Below are 22,461 nucleotides of genomic sequence, written 5' to 3'. Positions count from 1 at the left end.
GATCAGTACCCAAAAAAATCATCTTTTGGAAACTGTGCCTTGTTAACGGTAGACATCCGTATTTCCTTAAATATTCGGGAAATCCGCTCAAAAGCCATTTTCAAGTAACAGATACGCATTCCTTTTCACCAAGCAGGAACTCTCTTTGGCGTCTAACATTACTTTACTTTCTTTGTCATCGCGTTTCATTGATTGCTAATAAAATAGCAGAGAAGTATCCATTTGTCAACGGGAGGAACGATTGATCTAGCAAAAAGAAGAGAAGAAGTTTTTGCTAGAGAACAATTCTATTTATCAGTTAATTGTAAAAACATTTTTGAGAATTCCTTTATAAACTTGGAGCATATTGATTTAAGTCAGAAACCTTTGTTTTGATTACTTCTCTGACTTTTCTGAATTCCGCTAATATTTCTTCTTCGCTCCCGACAGCTTGTGCAGGATCTTTTAGGTCCCAGTGAAGGTGTTCGTGATTGTTTGGAACGGCAGGGCACTTGTCTTTGGCATCACCACAAAGTGTAATAATCAAGTCTGCCTGAGCAAAGTAATCTCTATCAATCAAATCAGATGTTTGTTTGGAAATATCGATGCCGTCTTCTGCCATGATTTTTACAGCTCTTGGATTCAAACCATGTGTCTCGATCCCCGCACTTCTGATCTCAAACTTTGAAGTAGACAGATATTTACGCGCGTAGCCTTCTGCTATTTGACTGCGGCAAGAATTACCCGTACATAAAAAATAGATTTTTTTCATTTGATTTCCTCCGTTATGGATTAGTACGTTATGGATTAGTAATTGTAACTGTTTATCTAAAGAAAACTCTATATGATGGAGCGAAAAAAACAATGGGTTTCTTAGTTTATATGTTTCTTTTTGTTCAGCGTATAAATTGATGTGTACAAAGAACTCATCCTGTCTTTTTTACCATAAATACACGTTAGAAACAATCATTTTGAGTCAAAAAACAACGATGGGAAAGACTATTAAAAGAGATTAAGACATGGCAGATGATGAAGGAAGTAGGGGTATAGTCAGCCGATAGATTTCTTGAATATGACGCGAGAACAATTATTCGTCTTTTAAGAAAAAAAGTAGTAGAATCAGTTCATATTAAAAATAAAAAACCTTCCATTTTTGTAGGGTTGGAGGAGGTCATTACCTTGAAAAAAATCGGCTTTTTAAGCTTTGGACATTGGATGGATCAAGGATCGCTCGTGAAAACAGCTCAAGATGCTTATTTGCAATCCATCGATTTAGCAGTGGAAGCAGAAAAAATTGGAATAGACGGAGCGTTTTTCCGCGTACATCATTTTGCCCCTCAGATTGGGCCGCCGTTTCCTTTGCTAGCGGCAATCGGCGCAAAGACGAGTAAGATCGAAATCGGCACAGGACTTATCGATATGCGCTATGAAAACCCTTATTATATGGCAGAAAATGCCGGATTGACAGATATCATCACACAAGGAAGAGTGCAACTAGGAGTGGGTCGTGGTTCACCTGAACAAGTTCTAGATGGCTGGAAATACTTTGGGTATGATTACAGTGAAGAAGAAATCAAAGAGGTGACACGGGAACGCACCCTTGAATTCTTGGAATTACTTGAAGGAAAACCATTTGCAGAACCAAATCCTCAACCAATGTTCCCACAAGGATCAGGAAAATTACGGATCGAGCCTTATTCAGAAGGATTACGACAAAGAATCTGGTGGGGAGCTGGTTCGCAGCAAACGGCAATCTGGGCAGCACAACATGGAATGAATCTGCAATCATCTACATTAGTCAATTACGAATCCCATGAGCCGTTCCATATCCAACAAGCAAACCAATTACGTACGTATAAAGAAGCGTGGAAGCAGGCAGGTCATGATTTTGAACCAAGAACATTGGTCACTCGCTCGATCCAGCCAATCACCACTGATTTGGATCGACGCTTATTTGGACAAGACCGTAGTCCGCAACAAGATGCTGTCGGCTATCTTGCTTATCACCGGAACCCGACGATTTTTGGAAAAACTTTTGCTGGTGAACCTGATCAATTAATCAAGGAGCTAGCTGAAGATGAAGCAATCAAAGAAGCAGACACAGTACTTGTCACGATTCCTAATACTTTAGGCGTTGAATACAACATGCACTTGCTTGAAACAATCGTAAAAGATATCGCTCCAGAATTAGGATGGCGGTAAAAAGGATATTTCTGTAAGTGCAGGATACTTGAGTGAAAAAATAAACACTTCTAACAATCAGTTAGAGGTGTTTATTCATGTTTTCATGAAGTTCATAGAGAAGAAAAGTGAGTTATCCGTTTGTTCAGTGAGATTGTTCATAAGCTTCTTTTACATGTTGGGGTAAATCTTCAGGAATCAGTTTCAATACGGCTTCTTCATTGCCGGTTTTTATTGCTTCTTCATAGTACCAGCTTTTGTAATTTAGCATAGCGAGTACTCTTTCTAATTTTGTTATTTCTTCTTCTACAACTTCTTTTTGCTTTTCAAATAGTTCTTTACGAACCGCAAATGTCTTACTGCCTTCTTTGCTCCATTCCATGAATTGCTTGATGTCTTTTATTTCTAAACCAGATTTTTTCAAACAATCAATGACTCTCAAAGCCTCTAATTCACTCTCTGAAAATTTTCTAATACCGGAAACACGCTGGATATCAGGAAATAATCCCTCTTTGTCGTAATAACGTAAAGTAGAAACAGGCAATCCAAACATTTCAGACACTTGTCCAATGGAATACATAAAAAAATCCTCCTAAATTAAAATTTTATCCTTGACCTAAAGTCAGGTTTAAGTTTTATCATGATAATACATTCAAAAACAAATGTCAATTTTGATCAAAGGAGCGTTTAGAATATGAGTAAAGAATTAAATATCACCCAAGAATGGGACAAAGTATTTCCAAAAAGCGAGCAAGTCAATCATCGAAAGGTGACCTTCCCAAATCGTTTCGGTATCACATTAGTCGCTGATTTATATGTACCAAAAGAAGTAAGTGAAGAGAAATTGCCAGCAATTGCTGTGAGCGGACCATTTGGCGCAGTAAAGGAACAATCGTCTGGTCTATATGCGCAGACGATGGCTGAAAGAGGCTTTTTAACGATTGCATTTGACCCATCGTTTACAGGAGAAAGCGGAGGAGTACCACGATATGTTGCTTCGCCTGATATCAATACGGAAGATTTTCAAGCGGCAGTAGACTTTTTATCTGTACAAAAAAATGTAAACCCTGAGAGAATCGGAATCATCGGTATTTGTGGATGGGGAGGTATGGCATTGAATGCGGCAGCGATCGATACACGGGTCAAAGCAACAGTCGTCTCAACAATGTACGATATGACTCGAGTAACAGCAAATGGCTACTTCGATGCTATGGATGAAGATGCCCGATATAAAATGCGTGAAGAATTAAATGCACAACGTATCATTGATTTCAAACAAGGGAACTACGCACGTGCTGGAGGAGTGGTTGACCCATTGCCTGAAGATGCTCCTCAGTTTGTTAAAGATTACCATGTGTATTATAAAACAGATCGCGGATACCATGTTCGTTCTTTAAATTCTAACGACGGTTGGAATAGGACATCAGGGTTATCACTTATGAATGCGAAACTATTGCATTATATTCCAGAAATCCGTCATGCAGTATTAGTCATTCACGGGGAAAAAGCTCACTCACGTTACTTTGGGGAGGATGCTTTCAATGAGCTGAAAGGCGATAACAAGGAACTCATGATCATTCCAGAAGCTTCCCATACAGATCTATACGACCAGACAGATATCATTCCATTTGAAAAAATGGCAACATTCTTTGAAGAGAACCTTGTGTAACCAAAAGAGGTTGTGAAAAAGCCGCTTCTCATGTTTGTTGAATATTGTGACTTGTGACCGAGGAGTTGGCAGGAGAACACCGTTATTCGAAAAAAAGAACTGTGACACATTTTTTGTCACAGTTCTTTTTGTCTCATTTCGTGTAAACAATCATTCACTTTATACTATTTATTTCATTTCTGTGATTTTAATATTTTTTGCTAAATTTTTTACATCAGCTGGGATAACTTTCCCGACTTCTGATTGCTGTGCATTCGACATGCCGCAAGCCATTGCATACCTTATACATTCTTTTAAAGGATAATTCTGTTCTAATGAATGAGCAAAACCTCCAACAGTGGCATCCCCAGAGCCTGTTGTATTCGTGATAGGAATCTTAGGGATTTCAACATTCCAAAATTCTTCTTTTACTTTGACTACTGCACCATACGAGCCGCAAGAAACCATGATGACATCGATATCTTTAAATAGTGGATTTGTTTTTAGATGGTGTTTTATGTCGCTTTTTTGAGTGATTTTTTGATGGATGATATCTGAAAACTCATGGATATTAGGTTTGATGAACATCGGTTTATACTTACTTGCTAAGACTTCACGGAGATGTTGTCCAGATATATCCATTAATATATAGGTGGAAGGATCTATTTGTTCTTTGATATATTGTAATAATTTAGCATACAAAAAGGGATCTTGATTGTTGACAGAACCATTTATTGTAATGACTGAAAGGTAATTATTTTTACTGATTTGTTTGATATCATTCATTAATTTTTTGATAGTAGCATCTGCTATTTTAGGACCAGCTTCCACAAGTTCTGTCTGCGTTTCACCATCATGCATGATGGTGACGGCACCTCTTGATTCTTCTGCAATAGGTAAAAAATGCAAATCAAACAGATTTTCATTTTGCAGCATATCTTGAATCATACCGCCAAAATAACCGCCCAAAAACCCCGTTAAAATAACTGATGAACCTAGTAAAGCAGATGCTCGTCCGCAATTGATTCCCTTGCCGCCTACATAGCGTACCGGAGAAGCAAAGCGTGTCATCGTACCTAATTCAAAGTGTTTTGTAAAATAAATGGAATCAATGGATGGGTTCATCGTGATTGTCAGTATCATTTTTGGGCTCCTTTAATATGGTTAAGTATTTTGAATAATGATGGAAATCTTGTTCTGATAAATGATTATCGGTTATTAGATAATCAAAATCGGTTAATTTTCTAAAAGTATAGACATCTGATTTATTTAATTTTGAATAATCTGTAACAATACATTTGATTTTGGCTGCATTGAGCGCTGCATTTTGAATATTTCCCTCAATAAATTGAGCAGTTGTGACATTATTTTCAAATATTCCATTTGTTGCAGCGAAAGAGATATCGACATTCAAACTTTCAAAAGATCTTTCTGCAACTTCCCCAATGAACTCTTCTGTAATAGGAGAAAATTCGCCACCAGTAAGTAAAATCCGATAACTAGTATGATTCTTCAAATAGTTGAAAGCAATCAAACTATTTGTAATTACAAATAGATTTTTCTTTTGAATGAAAGGGAGTGCATACAGGATCGTTGTACCGGCGCCTACATAAATAGTAGAATTATCCGGAATTATACTGTTCATGACTTGGCCAATATATTTTTTTTCGGCTACATTCGTATCAATCTTTTCTTGAGTCGATAGTTCTCGATTATAAGGTTCCTTTCGTTCAACGCCACCATACAGCTTTTTTACTTTATTTTTTTTTGCTAATTCAGTGACATCTCGGCGTATGGTCATTTCTGATACGCCTAATTTGTTAGCGATTTCTGAATTAGTTAAATAAAAATTTTTCTCTAATAACGTAATGATTCGTTCTTGTCTTTCTTTTTTCAACATATGAATTACTCCTTTAACATAAAAGTCAATTTTTGTTCGACTTTGTTCTTCTTGATTATATAGATAAACGATTTTATTTTCAAGTAGATCAAATTTAACAAAATAAATTTCTTTTGAAAGCGTTGACAAAATAAACTAACAGAAATATAATGTTCTTGTAAACAAAGATGAACTTAGTAGAACATAAAATTAACAAACTTAATCAAAAAAGAGGGTGGAGAAATGGAATATAAAGAGATGTTTGTTCCTAGTCTGATTCAATTAGCGGTAGACGTAAAAAATAAAGAAGAAGCTTTTTTAATAGCTGCCCAACGATTAGAAAAAATGGGGTACGTCAATGAGAATTATTTGAATGGACTAATTGCAAGAGAAAGAGAATTTCCTACAGGATTGATTACTAAGTATTTAAATATTGCACTGCCACATTCGGAATGTGAATATGTCGAAAAGCCATTCGTTTTTGTTATGCAGCTGAAGAACCCAATTTATTTTTATCAAATGGGGGATAATCAGGAAATGACTGTAGAAAATCTATTTTTTTTAGGAATCAAAGAACCAAAAGAACAAGTAGGATTACTTCAAGCGTTTATGAATTTATTCATGGATGAAACATTCGTGGAAAATTATAAGAAACAAGAAACACCGCAAAAAATATACGAACTTATTACAAATTATATTTAGGAGGAAGAAAAATGAAGAATCGGTTAATTGTCGCATGTGGAAGTGGCGTAGCAACGAGTCAGACGATCGCGAGTAAGATCCAAAGTATGTTAGAAGATGATGGCATTACATTTCCTGTAGAAGCAGTTGATTACAAATCAATCCAAAATGAGCTTCCTACTGCTGGAATCTATGTGTATGTCGCACAGCCGGATGATGAAGTACTTGAACAAGCAAAAGATTTAGGTATTGAAGTATTTCCAGGAATTCCATTTTTAACTGGAATGGGCGTAGAACCTATTTATGACAGTATCAAAGAGTTAATACAGTAAAGGAGGATTGTTGGATAAAAAATTGTCTCCTAGTTTTTCTACTATATTTCAAAAGAAAGAAGGTCTATTTATGGAAGTCTTCCAAACCGTGATCAATTATGTTTTGAATTTAGGATCAGCTATTTTTGTTCCTTTGATTATTTTGATACTTGGATTATTGGCAGGGATGAAATTTAAAAAAGCATTCATGTCTGCATTGACTTTAGGGATCGCTTTTAGCGGGATGTCTATGGTCATTGGCTATATGTCTAACGCAGTAAGTCCAGCATCAGAAGCATTGGCTAAAAATACGGGAATCAGTTTGCCTGCACTTGATCTTGGGTGGACAGGTGCAGCAAGCATCACATGGTCGTGGAGTTATGCTTTTATATTCTTTGCAGTAACTATTGGGGTCAATTTTGTACTGTTACTTTTTAATTGGACGAAGACGTTAAATGTTGATATGTGGAATGTTTGGGGGAAAGCTTTAACTGCTTATTTAGTTTATTATGTTTCTGGCAGTTTGGCTGCAGGCTTTCTTACAGCAATGGTTCAAGTCATATTGGAATTAAAGCTTGGTGATATGTTTCAGAAGCATATACAAGATCTCACAGGGATTCCATTAGTAACAGTGACTCATTTTATGACATCTGCCGCTGTCTTGTTGCTCCCTTTCAATATGATTATGGATAAAATACCTGCATTGAATAAACGAGCGGATACGAATGCATTGAAGAAGAAAATTGGGATCTTCTCTGAAAATTCTGTAATGGGATTCATTATTGGCTTGGGACTTGGCTTTGCTGCTGCGTACGGTGTTTCAGGTTCTCTTAATCTAGCGATCCAAACAGCTACAGCATTAAGTTTGTTTCCTATGATCTCTAAAATGTTCATGCAATCTTTGTCTCCTTTAGCAGACGCGATGTCAGAATTTATGAAAAAGCGATTTAAGGATCGTGAAGTATATATTGGATTGGACTGGCCGATATTAGCTGGTCGTTCAGAGATTTGGGTTACTGCTATTTTACTTGTTCCTGTGTTTATCGGTTATGCCATTATTTTGCCAGGAAACCAAGTATTACCATTAGCAGGGATCATCAACTATTCGATTGCTGTCGGCGGATTGCTTCTAACAGGAGGAAACTTGGCTCGTATGCTGATCCTGGGAATCCTCACGATGCCTATTTATTTGTACGGTGCCACTTATCTTGCGCCAATACTCAGTGATTTAGCAGAAAAAAGTGGAGCAGTCGAGGGAATCAAGAAAGGACAGTTGATCACATGGTCATCAATAGAAGGGCCGGAGTTCAGGATTTTATTTGCGGAGGCATTTAATAGAAATATTCTCGCTATTGTAGGATGCGTGATTTTTCTAGGACTGTTTGTTCTACTTTATAAATATATGATAAAAGCGAAAGTCCCGAGCGAACGTTATGCTGAACTACAAAAATAGCATTGAAATGGTGGGAAAGCAATGAAAAGAGAAGAGACAGATAAAATAAAATGGACAGTCGCTCTTTGTGGTACACTTCTGCTATTTCTATATGGACTCTTTACTCAGAATATCATCATCAATCTATTGGTCATTTTTTTCGCGCTAGTGATCTATAAATATGGAAATCACGTTTTATTCAGAGAGTACGATGAAAAAAGAAAACGGAAAATAGAAGAATCAATAAAAATAAAAGAAGCTACCAAAGAAATATTGAGAGAAAAAAGTTTTATAAAAAGATAATGGAGGGGTCATTATGTCAGATGGACGTATGTTATTTGAGAGAGAACGACAGGACATGGCACGTATCGTAAGAGTGATTTTCGAAAGGAAAAACACAAATGTCGCAGGAGGGAATTTTTCCTTTAAAACCACTGATGATCAAGGAAAAGACTACATCATCATGACGCCGACCATGATGTCAGAAGCCTATCTAGGAGAGATTTCTCCTGCACAGGTTCTAGTAGTAGAACCAAGAACGCGTAGAATCGTTGACGGAGTCGGTCATTTAACTCGGGAGATCAATATGCATGAAGCGATGTACGAGACTAATCCAGCTATCAAAGCTGTTCTACATGCTCATGCGCCTAATGCAATGTTCTGGGCGACTACTGGGTTGCCTATGCCTAATTTAACAGAAGCCACAGCTAAAGTAAAAGAGATTCCTGTCATGGACTTTGAGCCTAATTGCTCTGAAGAACTTGCTGAATTGACAAGCGATTACGTAAAAACACATGATTTAGAATTGCCCCATATGTTATTACTCAATTCACATGGCGTATTGATCAACACAGGTGGAGAATCAGGAATCGAAGCCATCCATAAAGCACTGCAAATCCTTGATACAGTCGAATGGAATGCAGAAATTGCCTACAAGCAGACGATTTTTCAAGCACTAGGGATTACTGATGGATTTTATTCGAAAGGTGAGAAAATCGGCAGATTGGAAGATTTGAAACATAAAACGGCTATTTATAATAAATCTGTTATTACAGCTAGCGGAGACTAACCTATCTGACAAAAAAACTACGACTTTCACACACTATGATCCAGATTGATGTCTGCTTCAGGTTGTGTCATGTAAGTCGTAGTTCTTTTCTTTTATTTAGTTAGAAGATGCTCTGACCATTCCCTCGCTTGCTCGATTTCGTCCATCGTCAACTGATGACCTGTTACAGTTAGCTGAATCGTCACATTTGCTTGACGTGTTTCGAATTGATCGGCCAATTCTTTAAAGGAAGCAGGGGAAACGATTGGATCGTTATCACCATAAGAAAGCCAGACGGTTTTATCCTCTAATGTGGAACGGCTTTGATGAACACCTAGAGACATCGGATGGAAAAACAACCCTTTATTTAGCTTGGTCTCACGCTCCAATAATAAATGAGCAGCGATGTTTGCGCCATTTGAATAGCCGACAAGCAGCCAATCGCTTAAAGCTATCTGTTCTTTTTCGCTGATTTCTTTGATTTTTTCATGGAGTTTATCTGTTTCTTTTTCCAAACTGTCCAGGTCGAATTGATTCAATCAATTACGCTTGAAAAAACGATTCATCCCATCTTCTTGGACCGTGCCGCGAAAAGAAAGCAACGTACTGTTTGGTGCAAGAAAGTGAGCGATATCCAGTAAAGAATGTTCGTCGCCACCTGTGCCATGAAGTAAGATCAAATGCTTGCCACTTGTTCCTTTTTCAAAAATGTAGGTCATTTTGTTCCCTCTTTTCTGTTTCTATAGATGCAAATGAAGTAGCATGAAGAGATTATTCACGTTTTTTATTTGCATCACTTGTATCGAAAGGACGGACATAGGCTTCAATGGCTTCACGACGTTCTTCTAAGAATGGAGGAAGAGATAGTTTTTCTCCTGCTGATTCTGCTGGTTCATCTTCAAGGAATCCAGGACCGTCAGTTGCTAGTTCAAACAGTACGTGATGAGCGGCTAGGAAGTACTCAGATTGGAAATAGAAACGATCGACGAAACCAGAATTTGGCAATTCGATCTTATTGATTACTTGAATCCAGTATTCCAATGCTTCTTTGTCTGCTACACGCAATGCTAAGTGATGGATATTTCCAAATCCTTCGATTGCTTTTGGCAAGTCTGTCCGATGTTCAATAATAATGCTTGCACCATTTCCGCCTTCACCGATTTCAAATAAGTAGAAATCTCCTGAATGATCTGTTTCTTTGAACCCTAAGATTTTTTCAAGAATCAAGCGGATATGCTCTAATTGACTAACACGGACAAAGACAGGTCCAAGTCCTGTGATCGCAAACTCTGTCGGTACATTGCTGTTTTTCCAAGGAATGCCAGCTGCTACACCTTGATTATTTTCGTCAGAGATCAATTGATAATATTGATTATCGAAATCTTCAAACTCGATATATTTTTTGCCGAAACGTTCATTGATTGCTGAATGAGTAACGTCATATTTTTCAAATCGTTCTAACCAAAAGTCTAATGCAGCGTCACTTGGCACACGGAAAGAAGCACGGGAGATCGTATCTGTTCCTTTTTTTCCTTTTGGCTGATTTGGGAAATCAAAGAAAGTCATATCTGTTCCTGGCGCACCAGTATCATCTGTAAAGTAAAGATGGTAAGTTTCGATGTCATCTTGGTTAACGGTTTTTTTGATTAAGCGCATTCCTAAAATATCTGTAAAAAAGCGGTAGATTTTTGTTGCGCTAGATGTCATTGCTGTGACGTGGTGAATTCCTCTGATTTGTGTATCCATGATAAATTTCCTCCTGTTAACTTACAAAAAGTAAGTAGTCGATTTAGACATAGTATAGAGGGTGCATCTCTATTTTGCAATTAATTTGTCTTCTAAAGTATCAGGAAGGAATCAAGAATGGAAAAGAGGAGGAACGGATCAATAAAATAAAAAGACTTACGACTAGCTGCATCGATTTCAAAAAAAATTAGCTTTAAAAAGCTAACTTTAGAATCATTACGGGTGGTCATAAGTCTTTTTATGATTAGATGGAAACGAGCTTCTGAAAGTACTTAGTAAATGTTATTCAAAAAATTGTACCTGTGACAATCAATCGACTCGAAACTAAGCGGCTTTTCCACAACCTCTGATTCACGGTGTTCAAAAGCCAGTTTCTCGGTAGTAAGTCAAATTTATGCAAAAATGAGGAAAGCCATTTTCACAAAATTTTTCTTACTACTCGAAACTAAGCGGCTTTTCCACAACCTCTTTGGTTAAGTTGAACGCACATCCAGCACAGAATAGTTCCGAACATCAAATCGGTTTCGGCTGGAAGAATATTCAATCGGCTGGCCATCTTTGAGATAGACGACTTGCTGAACTTCCAGTACAGGATCGTTTTCTGCACAGTTCAAATATTGCTGATCATATTCATCACTTTTATCTGCAGAAATAGCACGATAAGCCCCTGCAAAATGGACATTCAATTCTTGATGAAGATGATCATAGATAGAGGCTAACAAATGTTCTTTTTTTAAACCCGGCACAAGATGGACTGGCATAAAGGTATGCTCTAAAACATAAGGCTCGCCATCTAAGATCCTTAACCGGTGAATATTGTAGACAGGTTGCTCGGCATCGATCATCAATCGTTCTTGGATATATGGATCAGGGAATTCAACATCAAAATGAATGATTTGACTTTTCAAAGAACGATGTCTGCGTTTCATTTGGAGACTCAAACCTTCATACTCGTTAGCGGGCGATGTGTCTTTTTGCATAAATGGATGATTCAAGATTTTCGTTCCTGATCCTCGCTGCGAATAGACAAGTCCTTCCATCGCTAAGATATTGATGGCTTTTTTGATTGTCATCCGGCTCGCACCAAATTCTTTTACCAAGTCCACTTGATTAGGCAAAAAACTATCGGGAGGATACTCTTTTGAACGGATTCGTTCCCTTAAAATATTTGCGATTTCTTCGTATTTTGGCACGTTATTCACCTCTTCTAGAGTATAACGAAAGATTATGCTTCCGACAACTCGAAGTAGCATCTGGAACATTGTTTATTCGAAAAAAGAGGATATGACAAGTTTCTTGTCACATCCCCTTAATGATCCATTAAGCAATATCTAAATCTGGTTGTTTATCTAATACTTTCAAGAACGGGTACCAGATAAAGGCAACGATGACAAAGTCGATGACTTGCAGCATACCGCCAAGCCATGAATTTGTTGCTAAGACACCGCTTGCAATGATTGGCACAGTCCATGGAACAGAGACGCCAGTTGGTGCAGGGACAAGTCCAGCAGCCATTACCAAATAATTGAACGTCGTTACGATTAGAGGCGCCACGACCCAAGGAATAAGGATTGTTGCATTCAATACGATCGGCAGACCAAAGATCGCTGGTTCATTTACATTGAAAATACCAGGTGCTAAAGCTAATCGACCAACATCACGATACTGTTTCTTTTTAAGAACAAAGGCCATCAATAAAACGACAGCTAAAGTCATTCCAGAGCCACCAATACCAACAGTGAAGGTTTCCATGAATGGTTTTGTGATGATGTGTGGTAATTCTTTTCCATGTTGATAAGCTTCTAAGTTATCAAGCATCAGTGTATTCCAGATTGGGTCCATTACAGAGTTGACGATGATTTGTCCGTGAAGTCCGAAGAACCATAAGAATTGGACAAAGAACAAAGCAATCAATGTTGCAGGTAAACTACTTCCCAAACCAGTTAATGGTTTTTGGATCACTTCATAAACGACATCATGTAAGTTAGCATTGAAAATACCAGTCATCACAGCGTTGATTACTAAGAAAATAGTTAGTGTCACTACAGCAGGGACCAAAGCGGCAAATGATTTTGTTACTGCAGGTGGAACTCCATCAGGCATTTTGATCTGCCAGCCGCGTTTCGTGATTCTGCAGTAGATTTCTCCAGCCAAGAAAGCAGCGATCATTCCAATGAACATTCCTTTTGCGCCAAGACGATCAAGTGAAAGAACACCAGTTACATCTTCACCACCAACGGTTTTCATTGCAAAAGGCGTAAGAATCAAGAAGCTGGCAAAAGACACGGCACCACCGAAAATACCTTCAACGTCATAAGATTTTGATAAATAATAGCCGATACCAAAAGTAACAAAAACCGACATGATGCTCATTGTTGCATTTTGCCCATTACCGAATAAGTTCGATAAAGTTCCCTTTGTTGCGTCACTGAAAAAAGGCAAGTTATTGATAACGACAACGATCGAACCGAACATCGTTAAAGGAAAGGAAAGCATAAACGCATCCCGTAAAACTGTAAGGTAACGATTTTGCCCTAATAAATTAGCTAAGGGCATGATTTTCTCAGAAAGCTTGTCCATAAAACCGTTCATTTTTATTCACCTCAAATTTATTTGCAATCGATTACATACAAAGTATAACGCCGAATATTTTAAATGTCTAGTCATTTTTATAAAAAGTATTGATTTATTTTTTTAGGTTCGTTATGATTACGATATCAAGAAGAAAAGAGAGGAAGTAAAAAAATGAAAACCTACACATTTCCAGAAAATTTTTGGTGGGGTTCTGCTGCTAGCGGACCGCAAACAGAAGGAAGAGTAAGTAATGACGGGAAAGGAGAAAATATTTGGGATCATTGGTATGCATTAGAGCCTGAAAAATTCTTCGATCAAGTAGGACCTGAAAAAACTTCGCAAGTTTACACAAAATACAAAGAAGATGTTCAGTTAATGAAAGAAACTGGCCATAACACATTTCGTACATCTATCCAATGGAGTCGTTTGATTCCGGAAGGGACAGGTGAAATCAATCAAAAAGCTGTTTCTTTTTATAGAGATTATTTTACTGAATTGCTGAACAATGGTATCGAGCCTTTTGTAAATCTTTACCATTTTGATATGCCACTGTCCTTGCAAGAAAAAGGCGGATGGTTATCAAGAGAAACGGTTGACGCTTATGTTTCTTATGCAGCCGCGTGTTTTGAATTGTTTGGAGACCTAGTCAAAAAATGGTTTACTCATAATGAGCCAATCGTACCTGTAGAAGGAGGCTACTTGTATCAATTCCACTATCCAAATCATATCAATATGAAAGAAGCGGTCCAAGTAGGCTATCATGAGAATCTAGCAAGTGCAAAGGCAATCAAAGCCTACCATGAAGGCGGTCATGATGGTGAGATCGGAATCATCTTGAATCTGACACCAAGTTATCCGAGAGATGAAACAAACCAAGATGATGTAAAAGCAGCGCAAATCGCGGATGCATTCTTCAACAGATCATTCCTTGATCCTGCAGTGAAAGGCGAGTTTCCACAAGAGTTGATCGAGATTGTCAAAACATTGGGTATAATGCCTGACATTCATGAAGGAGACTTAGAACTCATCAGAGAAAACACGATTGACCTGTTAGGAATCAATTATTATCAGCCTCGTCGGATCAAAGCAAAAGAAACACCGATCGATCACGAACATAGCCCCATGCCAGATGATTATTTTGATAATTACGACATGCCCAATAAAAAAATGAATCCATATCGTGGATGGGAAATTTACGAAAAAGGCATCTATGATATTTTAACGAATACAAGAGAGAATTATGGTAATATCAAATGCTATATTTCTGAAAATGGGATGGGGGTCGAAGGAGAAGAACGATTTGTTAACAGCGAAGGCATGATTGAAGATGATTATCGGATCGAATTTGTGACGGATCATTTGAAATATGTCCATCAAGCAATCCAAGAAGGAACGAATTGTGTGGGGTACCACATGTGGACATGTATGGACAACTGGTCATGGACAAATGCCTACAAAAATCGCTATGGCTTTATCGCTGTTGATTTGGCACAAGACGGCAAACGCACGATCAAAAAATCAGGTCGCTGGTTTAAAACGGTCTCCGAAAAAAATGGCTTTGATGCCTGATATTTTTTGATAAAACGTTCACAAAATGTTTGTCCTAACACTGTAATCGTGCTACACTAACAGTGAAGGAGGCGTTTACAATGGTAGACACTTATCGTAATATTTTAGTAGCAATTGATGGTTCTGAAAAGGCAGAAAAAGCATTTCTTGAGGCAATCACGATTGCCAAACGAAATCAAGCAACGTTGCACATCCTGTATGTCAATGAAGTAACAGGCAATTACTTTGGTGATTTTGCATTTGTTACAACAAGCCTGCAGGAAGAATTGGATGAGGTTGCGGAAAACCAGATGAAAGAACATCGAAACTTGGCAATCGAAAAAGGCCTGACAGATATCGAGACATATGTTCTTTACGGTTATCCAAAGACACTGATTGCTAATTTCCATGAATCGAAAGAACCAATCGATCTGATTGTCATGGGGGCGACAGGTCTGAATGCGGTAGAACGTGCGCTAGTAGGTTCCACTACTTCCTATGTAGTCAACCACGCATCATGTAACGTCATGGTTGTAAAATAAATAAATTAAAGGAACAGAAAGCAAAAAAGCATAACGCTTCTCTTGCTTTCTGTTCCTTTTTATTTTTTGCAAAAAATTACTTTACCTGATGAAGTAATCATGCTATGCTGATTACAACGACAGATGGAGTAATATGGAGGAGAGAACATGATTTCAAGTGATGGAATACGCGGATACAATGATGCGATTATTTTATCGATCCTTAACAAAAACGATTCTTATGGATACGAAATTTCTAAAACGATCCGTGAGAGGACAAATGATTCCTATGTAATCAAAGAGACGACACTTTACTCCGTTTTTGCCCGTTTAGAAAAGAATCAATTGATTGTTTCGTACCCTGGTGAAGTGACCCATGGAAAAAAACGGACCTATTATAAAATCACTGAAATAGGACGTAATCTTTTAGAAGAAAAAAAGCAAGAGTGGCTGACGACGAAAGACGTGGTCGATCAATTTTTGGAGGGAAAGTAAATGGATACAATCCGTAATTATTTAGAAAGTCTTTTTATCGGAGTACCCCGAAGTAACGAGATAGAAAAGCTGAAAGCTGATTTGTTGGCAAATATGGAAGATCATTATCATGAATTAATGGGAGAAGGGAAAAATGAACAAGAGGCCATTGGTACAGTCATCTCGACATTTGGTTCAATCGACGAATTATTAGAAGAATTAGATGTCAAAAAAGAAAATCCAAGTCCCGTGACGGAATCAAATCCAGCTTCGATTTATTTAAGCGAAGCAGAAAATTATTGGAAAGAATACAGAGCAGCAAGTCTTCAAGTAGCGTCAGGTGTCCTATTCACTTGTTTATCCTTTGCAGGATTTCTGTTCTTCTGTTCAACAGGCTATGCATTCATGGGTGTTTCTTGTCTGATTTTCGGTATAGCATTAGCTGTCGGTTTTTTCATCGCTTCTGGTATGAAAATCACCCGCTTAAATCACTTTTTGTATAATAGAAAAATACCTGAAAAAGTATTAGCAGAAGCAAAAGAAAAAGAAGAAGCATATCAGCGAAGTTTTGGCTTCTCGTTGATTGCAGGAATCGGATTATGTATTTTTTCACTTTTCCCACTTTTTGCTTCGATTTTGTGGTATATAGATGGTAGTATCGGTGCCTCTGGATTTTTTGTTACAGTAGGAACGGGTGTCTTTTTGATTATTTATGGCAGTCTTGTTCGTCATTCTTATCGTCAGTTCACCCAAAGCACTTATTCGTGGTAAGTGTGCGCAAATTTGAACGCCATGAATCAGAGGTTGTGACAGAAGTAGTTATCTTCAAGAAATTTCGGCTTATTTTTCGTAGAAGCTACTTCTGGAACACTAGTTATTCGAAAAAAGGACGGTGACACTTTTTTGTCACCGTCCTTTTTATATATAATAATTTAAAAATTCATCATCTAATTCCATAGAATTGTCTAGATCGCTTACCCACGTGAAATCGTTATAGACAGATTTGAGCTGGCTTCTACGCCATTGTACAGGGATAAAAAGACGCATACTATCTTCATTGAACCCGACTAATAATTTTTTTCCGTCAGTAATGATGGGACGTTGCAACAAAGTAAAATGAGACACGATTAAATCGACAAGTTCTGAGGTCGTACATTGGTCAATTTGATCTTTCAAATTTTTATAATCAATCGATCGTTTAGCTAATAGATCGTCAAATCCGTTTTCTGTTAATGATAATAAATAAAAGATTTCTTTTCTGGTTAAAGGCTGTTTAGGTGTGAAAATTCGTTCTCTGTAAGGCATTTGGTGGTCTTTCAGCCAATTTGCCATCAGATGGTAACTATGTGTACGAGAAGAATAGATCGTAAGCATAACAAAACTCCTTAAATTTTCCATTAATTTGTTCGATCTGTTGAGATAAATAATAGGTAAGGAGCTGTGTATAAGCGTGAAACAACCCAAACATCAATAGAAATAACTTTCTAAAGTCTTAAATTTGCGACGAGAAACAACTAGACTAATAGAAGGAATGTCTCAGCCATTTGGCTTCCTGTTTGTTTTTCTTGCTTATGCTGCAGCTCCTCGGGAAAGGGTTCTAACAATTTGAAGAAGGTTGATGATTGATCTAGTTTCAATTGTGTGAAATTTGAAATCTGGTGTTTTTACTAGATGAATCATCTAACAACTATGATTATAACTTATAGAACCGTCGTTTTGTATTCTGTTTTGTTATAGTTGTTATAAAGTTTTATTTTATTACAGAGCATATTTAATTAAGAGCGTATAGTTAAAAGTTAAAATTGCTGATGCACATAGAGTTTATGACTTCTTGGAAATTCTTTTTCAATCAGTTTTTTCATCTGTTTATGAAATTCTTTTTTTCAGTAAACATAAAGGTTTGGGTATCGTAACCTTCTTCATTTAGGAAATAGATTCTTCCTTTTTCTGTGTTTTGCGTATAAGCTTTTATACTCCTGTCTTTTTTGAAAGAACAGATCGTATAGTTTTCTATTTGGTCTGGGAGACGTTTGATTTTCTTCAAAATGACTTTTTTATCCTCAAGTTTCATTTTTTCACCTGACTTTATTTTTTATCATATGGAAATCATAGCGCCATTGGTTATATGAAAACAAGAAGGATACTGAAATATATACAAATCGAATAGCAGGTATTTGTTATTAGAATAACTAGTTCAAATAAATGACAACTATTTTCTGATTTATTACAAATGTTTTTTCAAATAAATTTGATTACCAAGAAAAGGTAGTGGTATATTTACTGAGGGATACTTTGAAAAACATATAATAGAAACAGTAACAGCATCATGAAAAAATTTTTTTATAAAAATGGAGGGATCGATTTAATGGAAGAGCAGTATGTACAAGCAATGACGATCGCAGGATCAGATAGCGATGGAAGCGCAGGGATGCAAGCAGATATGCATACATTCTTTACAAGAAGTGTTTACGGTGTTTCTGTCATGACCGCATGTGTTGCAGGAAATTCTTACGGAATCGGAGCAAGTGTGACCTTGCCAACCGATTTTATCGATAAAGAATTTGAACTGATTGCAGAGGACTTTCAAATACGTGCAGCTAAAACAGGTATGCTAGCAGATTCAAATTTGATTGAGACAGTTGTAAAAAATTATCAAAAATATGATTTTGGACCATTAGTCGTGGACCCCGTGATCGTAACGAAACATGGAAATCTTTTACTAGAAGAATCTGCTTTGCAAAGCTTGAAAGAAAAACTTGTCCCTTTGGCCGAAGTACTGACACCTAATTTTTACGAAGCAGAAAAGCTGACTGGACGGACATTAGCAACTGAAGAAGATTTTGTGCAAGCAGCAAAAGAACTGCAAGAGATGGGTGCGAAAAACGTCATGATCAAAGGACATCATGCAAAAGATGCGCAGCAAGAAACAGTCAACGACTACGTATTGCTTGAATCAGGAAAATCATTTTGGCTGAATGCGCCATTTTATCCTACTGACCGGATCAATGGAACTGGCGATTCGTTATCTGCATGTATTGCAGCCGAATTAGCTAAAGGAAAAACAGTAGAACAAGCGATCCGATTGGCAAAAGACTATGTAAACCGTGCGATTCGTGAAGAAATAAACGTAGGGCATAAATATGGACCAATCAATCATTGGGCAGCCAGTGAATTAGAGTAAAAGAAAGAGGTTGTGAAATCAGCGTCCTGTCCTGAGTATTAGAGAAACAAACGGAAAAATAGTTCCTCATATTTTGCCGTTTGTTGAGCTAATACCGAAGTTCAGCTGATTGAACACCGTTTATTCAGAAAAAGAGGTTGTGACACGTTTTGTCACAGCCTCTTTTCCTACGATTAGTCAAGTAAAAGGTGTAAGAAAAATAGCTCGTAAACGAAAGCGACAAAATCAAGGCACACCAAATAAAGCCCCGTTCGTAAAAAATTTTCGATCTGGGCAAAGAAGTGGTATACTGTAAGTGGTTTAGTTAATGGTCCACTGAGACCGCGTACGCATAGTCGTACTCTGTATGTGCCCTAACCATAGCGTGCATACATTTCAGAAGCTTGTTCATACAAGCAACTGTGGCAACCTTATCTTTCTTAGGAATAGGTTGCTTTTTTAATTTGTAGTAATAATCGACAATATGATTAGGAGCTGCGCGTTGCTGGCGAATCATATTTCGAATGGTGAAGAAAATAATTTTCCGTGCTTTGGGATTACCACGCTTATTGATGCGGTCTTGGCCAGTATACTTACCTGATTGATACCGTCGGATGTCGATTCCGACAAAGGCATTCAATTGTTTATGGGTTTTAAATCGTGTGATATCTCCTAATTCACCGATCAATAAAGCGGCTGTGAGTGCGCCGATCCCAGGGAACGTTTGGTACAACGAAAAGCAAGGAGAGCCTTCGGCTTTTTTGATCATTTGTGTCGCCAGTGCTTCTTTTTGTTCGAGTAAATCTTGGAGAAGTTCGGCGTAATAGATCGTTTTTTGACAGTGGATACTGTCTTTTTCAACAGCTGGATAGGCACACTGTGCATAGTGGATGATTTGATCTGCCTTTTGCTCGGCACGATTCGCGGAGATTTTTTTCCGTGTTTCGTTGATCAGTTTATTTTTGTCCGAGTAGATGCCAATACAAAATCTGGATGGGGAAAAAGACGGATCAATGTCAATGCGTAAGGGGTCAGCCTGTTTGAAAAGAACTGTTCAAGCTCTGGAAAAGTCAACTGAAGGCAGTTGTGTAAATCCATGCGCAGACGAGTGATTTTCTTCTCAATCTCTTGATAAAAACGGGCTAAATCGCGCATCTCTAAGTAAAAATTGCTTTGTACTTCTTTTGGCTGACGTTGATTTTTAAGATGAGTCTGTGCGAGCCGGTGGGCATCCGATTTATCTGTTTTCCAACTGCGTAAGGTGCTTTCTTCCATCTGTTTTTTCGCTTCTAACGGGTTTAACAAACAGTAAGAAAAGTGATGATCTTGAAAGAACTTTTCGACTGGTCTGGAATAAATCCCCGTTGCTTCAAAAACAATCAATGGACGTTCAGGCAAGTGCTGGATCTCTTCGAGTAATGCATGAAATCCTCTTTGAGTGTGTTCGATCTCGTCTTCAAATAAGCAGGTGTCGTCTTTGTATAGGACACTGTAGCTGTGTCCCATTGAAACATCTAATGCAAGAATGTAAGGCATTTGTATTCCTCCTTTTTAAGTTTTGAAAGAACTTTACTGCTTCATTTCGATTCCAATTTCCTATACACGGGCTCATGGCCCCAACATACGTAAACCTGATTCTAAAATGACAGTAAAGAAGTTCGGTTTTTGATAGGGACTCGTAGTCCTCAAGGCTTTGTTCGAACTTTCTTTCACTCTTCACTATAATCTAAAAATAGAAAATAGAGGAGAACATCATTCGTCAATGATGTTCCCCTCTAATCTTAGTATGTTTCTCTACTTGAATGGAAAAATTATAAGATTGGAGAAAATAATCGAGAAATTTGTTGCTTGAATAACAGCCAATTAGACATTTCCTTCACTGTTTCAGTCGTCATTGGTGAACAATGTGTCTCATCTTCTTTAAACTGAGTAGCAAGTTCTTCTAAAAACTCAGGATCGTAGATGACAGCACTTGTTTCAAAATTCAATCGGTAGCTACGAATATCTTGATTTGCTGAACCTACCATGCAGATTTCATCATCCATTATCAATGTTTTTGCATGGAGGAAGCCATTCTCATAGACAAGAATTTGTACGTTTTCCTTGATGAGCTGACGCGCATAATATTGTGTTGCTCGATAAATAAAAGGATGATCCGGTTTATTGGGGATCATGATTTTCACATCGACACCAGAAGCAGTTGCGATTTTCAAAGCAGCAATGACACTTTCATCAGGAACGAGGTAAGGCGTCTGTATCCAAACACGTTTTTTAGCAGAAGTAATCAATTTGATAAACGAAAGCTTGATTTGTTCGCGTTCGTTATTTGGTCCGCTTGAGACAAGCTGGATGGATGTATCAGCAAGTTTGGATTCGTCTCGATCGGCTTTTTTAAAGAAATAATTCAAATGATAGCCGACCTTTTTTTCTTCAGGAACTGAGACGTTCCAGTCTGTTAAAAAACGAAGTTGAAGCAAAGAAGAAGCGGCACCGAAAATCCGTATATGCGTATCACGCCAATAGCCGAATTTTTTTGTCGTATTTACATATTGATTGGCAATGTTGAAGCCACCGGTGTAACTGATCTTTCCATCGATCACAACGATTTTCCGGTGATCATGGTAGTTCAATCGGAAACGAAGCAATGCTTTTTGCGAGGTAACAAATGTATGGACATGTCCACCATTTTTGATTAGACGATTGAAATCTTTTGCTTTTGTGCCGTGGGAGCCAAATGCATCATATAATATACGAACTTCTACGCCTTCTGCGGCTTTTTCTTCTAAAACGCGTAAGACTTGCTGACCGATAGTATCTGTCACAAATGCGTAATATTCGATATGGATCGAATGTTTGGCTTTTTTTAGATCTTGAAGCAGTGAATCTAATTTCTTTTGTCCGTCTGTGAGAAGAGTGACAGAATTCATTCTTGTCAGCGGCATACGATTTAATGAAGAGAAGAAGTCGACAAATTGTTGTTTGTCTTTGTCGCCCATGTCAGGATCGTAATGTTCAATGGTATCTCCTCTAAAAGACTGAAAGTTTTCTAATTCTTTCAAGTCACTTTGTCGGAGATAGAATTTTTTCTTATCCGTTAATCCACGTCCGAAAAATAAATATAATACAAAACCCACCCCAGGAAGGGCAAATAATACTAAGAGCCATGCCCAAATAGCTGCTACATCTCGGGGTTTGATCAAGATAGCCACTAAAGCAATAAGTGCATTCAATAGATAAAGGGCGGTTATAATACTAGATACCACAAAAATGTTCCTCCTT

21 protein-coding genes, 3 pseudogenes and 1 other annotated feature (1 of these 25 only partly in view) are annotated in these 22,461 nt (G+C 37.7%); of the genes and pseudogenes, 12 read left to right on the top strand and 12 right to left on the bottom strand.

Features of this window, described 5'->3' with window-relative positions:
• Positions 1-188 (bottom strand) — a binding site (T-box leader) (it extends 60 nt beyond the left edge of the window).
• A 140-nt stretch (positions 189-328) separates the two neighbouring features.
• Positions 329-751: an arsenate reductase (thioredoxin) gene (arsC, locus tag QK255_RS08375; protein WP_002291802.1), complete on the bottom strand. Its 423-nt coding sequence runs from the start codon at positions 749-751 to the stop codon at positions 329-331.
• 407 nt (positions 752-1,158) lie between these two features.
• On the opposite strand from arsC, the gene QK255_RS08370 reads away from it, so the two are divergent.
• Positions 1,159-2,181 (top strand): LLM class flavin-dependent oxidoreductase, encoded by a 1,023-nt coding sequence (locus tag QK255_RS08370; protein ID WP_002291803.1) that lies wholly within the window; start codon positions 1,159-1,161, stop codon positions 2,179-2,181.
• A gap of 124 nt (positions 2,182-2,305) precedes the next feature.
• Here QK255_RS08370 and QK255_RS08365 read toward each other — a convergent pair whose 3' ends face one another.
• Positions 2,306-2,740 carry a MerR family transcriptional regulator gene (locus tag QK255_RS08365; protein WP_002291805.1) on the bottom strand — a complete coding sequence of 145 codons (435 nt, stop codon included), beginning with the start codon at positions 2,738-2,740 and terminating at the stop codon, positions 2,306-2,308.
• 114 nt (positions 2,741-2,854) lie between these two features.
• Between QK255_RS08365 and QK255_RS08360 the strand changes: the two genes are divergently transcribed.
• Positions 2,855-3,829 (top strand): alpha/beta hydrolase, encoded by a 975-nt coding sequence (locus QK255_RS08360; protein ID WP_283341524.1) that lies wholly within the window; start codon positions 2,855-2,857, stop codon positions 3,827-3,829.
• A 168-nt stretch (positions 3,830-3,997) separates the two neighbouring features.
• Here QK255_RS08360 and QK255_RS08355 read toward each other — a convergent pair whose 3' ends face one another.
• Together QK255_RS08355 and QK255_RS08350 are read right to left on the bottom strand one after the other, a co-directional pair.
• Positions 3,998-4,951 carry a 1-phosphofructokinase family hexose kinase gene (locus QK255_RS08355; protein ID WP_002291810.1) on the bottom strand — a complete coding sequence of 318 codons (954 nt, stop codon included), beginning with the start codon at positions 4,949-4,951 and terminating at the stop codon, positions 3,998-4,000.
• Positions 4,917-5,708, bottom strand: a complete 792-nt coding sequence (locus QK255_RS08350) for a DeoR/GlpR family DNA-binding transcription regulator (RefSeq protein ID WP_002291811.1) — start codon at positions 5,706-5,708, stop codon at positions 4,917-4,919. The genes QK255_RS08355 and QK255_RS08350 overlap by 35 nt, the downstream gene beginning before the upstream one ends.
• Before the next feature lie 222 nt (positions 5,709-5,930).
• Here QK255_RS08350 and QK255_RS08345 point away from each other — a divergent pair, with 222 nt between their 5' ends.
• From QK255_RS08345 to QK255_RS08325, 5 genes are all read left to right on the top strand, one after another.
• Positions 5,931-6,389 (top strand): PTS sugar transporter subunit IIA, encoded by a 459-nt coding sequence (locus QK255_RS08345; protein ID WP_002291813.1) that lies wholly within the window; start codon positions 5,931-5,933, stop codon positions 6,387-6,389.
• Between the two features lie 11 nt (positions 6,390-6,400).
• The gene (locus QK255_RS08340; RefSeq protein WP_002291814.1) at positions 6,401-6,700 is read left to right on the top strand and encodes a PTS sugar transporter subunit IIB; all 300 of its coding nucleotides are present in this window, start codon (positions 6,401-6,403) and stop codon (positions 6,698-6,700) included.
• Positions 6,701-6,770: 70 nt separating this feature from the next.
• Positions 6,771-8,132, top strand: coding sequence for a PTS galactitol transporter subunit IIC (locus QK255_RS08335; RefSeq protein WP_025477486.1), 1,362 nt, complete (start codon positions 6,771-6,773; stop codon positions 8,130-8,132).
• A 21-nt stretch (positions 8,133-8,153) separates the two neighbouring features.
• Positions 8,154-8,414, top strand: coding sequence for a hypothetical protein (locus QK255_RS08330; protein WP_002291816.1), 261 nt, complete (start codon positions 8,154-8,156; stop codon positions 8,412-8,414).
• A gap of 13 nt (positions 8,415-8,427) precedes the next feature.
• Positions 8,428-9,180, top strand: a complete 753-nt coding sequence (locus QK255_RS08325; protein WP_002291817.1) for a class II aldolase/adducin family protein — start codon at positions 8,428-8,430, stop codon at positions 9,178-9,180.
• A gap of 92 nt (positions 9,181-9,272) precedes the next feature.
• On the opposite strand, the pseudogene QK255_RS08320 reads toward QK255_RS08325, so the two are convergent.
• The 4 genes and pseudogenes from QK255_RS08320 to celB form a co-directional block, all read right to left on the bottom strand.
• Positions 9,273-9,878 (bottom strand): annotated as a pseudogene (locus tag QK255_RS08320) (alpha/beta hydrolase).
• A 52-nt stretch (positions 9,879-9,930) separates the two neighbouring features.
• Complete coding sequence (locus tag QK255_RS08315) at positions 9,931-10,905, bottom strand: ring-cleaving dioxygenase (protein ID WP_002288275.1); 975 nt, start codon at positions 10,903-10,905, stop codon at positions 9,931-9,933.
• A gap of 473 nt (positions 10,906-11,378) precedes the next feature.
• Positions 11,379-12,098 carry a GntR family transcriptional regulator gene (locus QK255_RS08310; RefSeq protein ID WP_002291823.1) on the bottom strand — a complete coding sequence of 240 codons (720 nt, stop codon included), beginning with the start codon at positions 12,096-12,098 and terminating at the stop codon, positions 11,379-11,381.
• Between the two features lie 127 nt (positions 12,099-12,225).
• Complete coding sequence (celB, locus tag QK255_RS08305) at positions 12,226-13,497, bottom strand: PTS cellobiose transporter subunit IIC (RefSeq protein WP_002291824.1); 1,272 nt, start codon at positions 13,495-13,497, stop codon at positions 12,226-12,228.
• Between the two features lie 153 nt (positions 13,498-13,650).
• On the opposite strand from celB, the gene gmuD reads away from it, so the two are divergent.
• The 4 genes from gmuD (at position 13,651) to QK255_RS08285 (ending at position 16,793) form a co-directional block, all read left to right on the top strand.
• Positions 13,651-15,048: a 6-phospho-beta-glucosidase GmuD gene (gmuD, locus tag QK255_RS08300; RefSeq protein ID WP_002291826.1), complete on the top strand. Its 1,398-nt coding sequence runs from the start codon at positions 13,651-13,653 to the stop codon at positions 15,046-15,048.
• A gap of 80 nt (positions 15,049-15,128) precedes the next feature.
• On the top strand, positions 15,129-15,569 hold the full coding sequence (locus tag QK255_RS08295) for a universal stress protein (RefSeq protein ID WP_002289467.1): 441 nt from the start codon (positions 15,129-15,131) through the stop codon (positions 15,567-15,569).
• 147 nt (positions 15,570-15,716) lie between these two features.
• Entirely contained in the window at positions 15,717-16,043 is a 327-nt protein-coding gene (locus tag QK255_RS08290; RefSeq protein WP_002291828.1) for a PadR family transcriptional regulator, read from the top strand.
• Positions 16,044-16,793, top strand: a complete 750-nt coding sequence (locus QK255_RS08285) for a permease prefix domain 1-containing protein (protein ID WP_002291830.1) — start codon at positions 16,044-16,046, stop codon at positions 16,791-16,793.
• 147 nt (positions 16,794-16,940) lie between these two features.
• Here the strand turns inward: QK255_RS08285 and QK255_RS08280 are convergent, their stop codons facing one another.
• Entirely contained in the window at positions 16,941-17,396 is a 456-nt protein-coding gene (locus tag QK255_RS08280; protein WP_002291831.1) for a Spx/MgsR family RNA polymerase-binding regulatory protein, read from the bottom strand.
• A gap of 422 nt (positions 17,397-17,818) precedes the next feature.
• Positions 17,819-18,093: pseudogene (locus QK255_RS08275) on the bottom strand (hypothetical protein).
• Between the two features lie 294 nt (positions 18,094-18,387).
• Here QK255_RS08275 and thiD point away from each other — a divergent pair.
• Positions 18,388-19,203, top strand: coding sequence for a bifunctional hydroxymethylpyrimidine kinase/phosphomethylpyrimidine kinase (gene thiD, locus QK255_RS08270; RefSeq protein ID WP_002291833.1), 816 nt, complete (start codon positions 18,388-18,390; stop codon positions 19,201-19,203).
• Between the two features lie 304 nt (positions 19,204-19,507).
• On the opposite strand, the pseudogene QK255_RS08265 reads toward thiD, so the two are convergent.
• Positions 19,508-20,718, bottom strand: a pseudogene (locus QK255_RS08265) (IS110 family RNA-guided transposase).
• Positions 20,719-20,993: 275 nt separating this feature from the next.
• Positions 20,994-22,445: a cardiolipin synthase gene (gene cls / locus QK255_RS08260; RefSeq protein ID WP_002329090.1), complete on the bottom strand. Its 1,452-nt coding sequence runs from the start codon at positions 22,443-22,445 to the stop codon at positions 20,994-20,996.
• Positions 22,446-22,461 lie beyond the last annotated feature (16 nt).

This window comes from Enterococcus sp. ZQ21 (assembly GCF_030053755.1).
In the GTDB taxonomy this organism is placed as follows: Bacteria; Bacillota; Bacilli; order Lactobacillales; family Enterococcaceae; genus Enterococcus_B; species Enterococcus_B lactis.
This window is presented reverse-complemented; position numbering and strand designations above follow the sequence as displayed.

Excerpts from the sequence above, each read along its gene's own strand:
- QK255_RS08315 (WP_002288275.1), bottom strand. The coding sequence starts at position 10,905 with ATGGATACACAAATCAGAGGAATTCACCACGTCACAGCAATGACATCT.
- QK255_RS08340 (WP_002291814.1), top strand. The coding sequence starts at position 6,401 with ATGAAGAATCGGTTAATTGTCGCATGTGGAAGTGGCGTAGCAACGAGT.
- QK255_RS08280 (WP_002291831.1), bottom strand. The coding sequence starts at position 17,396 with ATGCTTACGATCTATTCTTCTCGTACACATAGTTACCATCTGATGGCA.
- QK255_RS08295 (WP_002289467.1), top strand. The coding sequence starts at position 15,129 with ATGGTAGACACTTATCGTAATATTTTAGTAGCAATTGATGGTTCTGAA.
- arsC (WP_002291802.1), bottom strand. The coding sequence starts at position 751 with ATGAAAAAAATCTATTTTTTATGTACGGGTAATTCTTGCCGCAGTCAA.
- thiD (WP_002291833.1), top strand. The coding sequence starts at position 18,388 with ATGGAAGAGCAGTATGTACAAGCAATGACGATCGCAGGATCAGATAGC.
- QK255_RS08350 (WP_002291811.1), bottom strand. The coding sequence starts at position 5,708 with ATGTTGAAAAAAGAAAGACAAGAACGAATCATTACGTTATTAGAGAAA.
- celB (WP_002291824.1), bottom strand. The coding sequence starts at position 13,497 with ATGAACGGTTTTATGGACAAGCTTTCTGAGAAAATCATGCCCTTAGCT.
- QK255_RS08330 (WP_002291816.1), top strand. The coding sequence starts at position 8,154 with ATGAAAAGAGAAGAGACAGATAAAATAAAATGGACAGTCGCTCTTTGT.
- gmuD (WP_002291826.1), top strand. The coding sequence starts at position 13,651 with ATGAAAACCTACACATTTCCAGAAAATTTTTGGTGGGGTTCTGCTGCT.
- QK255_RS08335 (WP_025477486.1), top strand. The coding sequence starts at position 6,771 with ATGGAAGTCTTCCAAACCGTGATCAATTATGTTTTGAATTTAGGATCA.
- QK255_RS08285 (WP_002291830.1), top strand. The coding sequence starts at position 16,044 with ATGGATACAATCCGTAATTATTTAGAAAGTCTTTTTATCGGAGTACCC.
- QK255_RS08290 (WP_002291828.1), top strand. The coding sequence starts at position 15,717 with ATGATTTCAAGTGATGGAATACGCGGATACAATGATGCGATTATTTTA.
- QK255_RS08355 (WP_002291810.1), bottom strand. The coding sequence starts at position 4,951 with ATGATACTGACAATCACGATGAACCCATCCATTGATTCCATTTATTTT.
- QK255_RS08360 (WP_283341524.1), top strand. The coding sequence starts at position 2,855 with ATGAGTAAAGAATTAAATATCACCCAAGAATGGGACAAAGTATTTCCA.
- QK255_RS08325 (WP_002291817.1), top strand. The coding sequence starts at position 8,428 with ATGTCAGATGGACGTATGTTATTTGAGAGAGAACGACAGGACATGGCA.
- QK255_RS08365 (WP_002291805.1), bottom strand. The coding sequence starts at position 2,740 with ATGTATTCCATTGGACAAGTGTCTGAAATGTTTGGATTGCCTGTTTCT.
- QK255_RS08345 (WP_002291813.1), top strand. The coding sequence starts at position 5,931 with ATGGAATATAAAGAGATGTTTGTTCCTAGTCTGATTCAATTAGCGGTA.